Source organism: Stenotrophomonas sp. 05L44_2, assembly GCF_056665995.1.
In genome coordinates this window covers 1-1983 of the sequence record NZ_JBFTNR010000752.1, presented here as the reverse complement: position 1 = coordinate 1983, position 1983 = coordinate 1, and the positions used below count along the sequence as shown (strand labels likewise).

Below are 1983 nucleotides of genomic sequence, written 5' to 3'. Positions count from 1 at the left end.
GTGCTGATCCGGGTGCCCGCCGATGCACTTACGCGGGCACCGGATATCGAGCGCCTGCGCCTCAGTTTCGAGCGATGGTTGGACTACCACCAGAGCCAGGGCGCGTTACTGGTGGAGAGTGCAGGAACATCGTGGATCGAAGCGCTGTTTGGGCGCTTCAGTGGGGCGGTCCCTGATGGGCAGCGGTGTCCAACTAGAGCTTGAACTCCAAATCGCCCTGCTACTCAAAATCGGGGGGACGTCGGCCTGACTACGTTGAGGGAGTCCAAGTTCGGACGAAGAGGGTTGCCGTTCGTTATCGAACTTGAGCGCCCGGACATCGGTCTCAGAACTTTACTCTGCTGTAAACAAGGTCCAGTTCTTCATCATGCATGACCCAGCGACCAGCATTGCCCTCCGGACACAGGTAGAACTTTCCGGCGTGATTTGACGCGCGCGACCAAGCGCTTCGGGCGAACTGGGGAAACCGCCGCATGACTCGCGCGTCCGGCATCTCCGGCCTGCTTGCCAGCGTGCAGTCTTCAGGCAAGGTAAGAATCCCGCTGGTTAAACGAAAGACCAACCACGACTCATTGGTGTCCATGTCGTGCGTCTCTTGTATGTTGACAGCATCCTCAGGCAACCACCCGGGCAACCACTTCGATTCACCGATTGCGTGTCTCGAAGCGGCTTGGTTTCGGTCTGCATATTGAGTGCTTGCAACTTCCGAGCAGCCAGAAAGTGCGAGTGCCAGCGTGACCATCAGGAAGAGCTTGCGAGTGTTCATTGGAGGCGTGCAAGTCATCAGCATGGGAAATTTCCACCGGGACGATAGCTCCCGCAAATCTGCGAGCAACTCCCAGCAGGGCTTATTCGTCCAGATGATCGTCCAAGGCGAACTGTGTACACACCGGTCTCTGTCCTAGTCACGCCAAGCTGGGCGTCCTGCAGCCCCATTGGCTCAACGAGCGAGATCCGAAGAAATGTCCTTGCTCGTGGGGAAAAAGGCAAGTCGGGAGCGCATTCATAGCCAACAGAGGGCACGCTGCGCGGTGGGGAGGAATCCCCCTAGCCGCTTCTCCAGCAATCCCCGATGGCTACCCGCAGATCGCCCGCCTCACCATCAAGCGCCCCCTCCGCAGGAATCCACACATGAGCCTGGCGCTGGTCCACAGCCGTGCCCGCGCCGGGGTCGATGCCCCGCTGGTGCGGATCGAGGTGCATCTCTCCGGAGGCCTGCCCGTTACCCAGATTGTCGGTCTGGCCGAGACCAGCGTGCGCGAGTCGCGCGAGCGCGTGCGTGCCGCGATGCTCTGCGCTAGGTTCGACTTTCCGCAGCGGCGCATCACCTTGAACCTCGCGCCCGCCGACCTGCCCAAGGAGGGCGGTCGCTACGATCTGGCCATCGCGCTGGGCATCCTCGCGGCCAGTGGCCAGATCGATCCGCAGTCGTTGCTGCAGTACGAATTCCTCGGCGAACTTGGCTTGACCGGAGAGCTGCGCGCGGTGTCCGGTGCGCTGCCGGCCGCCATCGCCGCCGCCGAAGCGGGGCGCATCCTGATCGTGCCACCCGGCAACGCGGCGGAGGCGGYGCTGGCCCAGCACGCCGATGTGCGGGTGGCGCGCACCCTGCTGGAATGCTGTGCCGGGCTGGGCAATCCGCGCCTGTTGCCGCAGGTGGAACGGGTGGACACCACACCGCTGCCGCTGCCGGATCTGGCCGATGTGCGCGGGCAGGCGCTCGCGCGCCGCGCGTTGGAGGTTGCCGCGGCCGGTGGTCACCATCTGTTGCTGATCGGCAGCCCCGGCTGCGGCAAGACCCTGCTGGCCTCGCGCCTGCCCGGCCTGCTGCCGGATTCCGAAGAGATCGATGCCCTGCAGTTGGCGGCCATTACCTCGGTCAGCGGCGAAGGGCTGGACCCGAAGCGTTGGCGACAGCGGCCGTTCCGGGCGCCGCACCACAGTGCGAGCGCTGCGGCTTTGGTGGGGGGCGGTAATCCGCCC

Annotated in this window: 2 protein-coding genes and 1 pseudogene; 2 read left to right on the top strand and 1 reads right to left on the bottom strand. The window is 64.1% G+C overall.

Going from position 1 to position 1983, the window contains the following annotated elements; genetic code table 11:
- Positions 1-204 (top strand): annotated as a pseudogene (locus AC1VAN_RS20190) (cold-shock protein); the annotation flags it as partial.
- A gap of 121 nt (positions 205-325) precedes the next feature.
- On the opposite strand, the gene AC1VAN_RS20185 reads toward AC1VAN_RS20190, so the two are convergent.
- A complete protein-coding gene (locus tag AC1VAN_RS20185) occupies positions 326-766 on the bottom strand; it encodes a YbbD-related protein (protein WP_442251426.1) in 441 nt (146 codons plus the stop codon).
- A 365-nt stretch (positions 767-1131) separates the two neighbouring features.
- Between AC1VAN_RS20185 and AC1VAN_RS20180 the strand changes: the two genes are divergently transcribed.
- On the top strand, positions 1132-1983 hold an 852-nt coding region (locus tag AC1VAN_RS20180; protein ID WP_480986571.1), incomplete at its 3' end, for a magnesium chelatase domain-containing protein.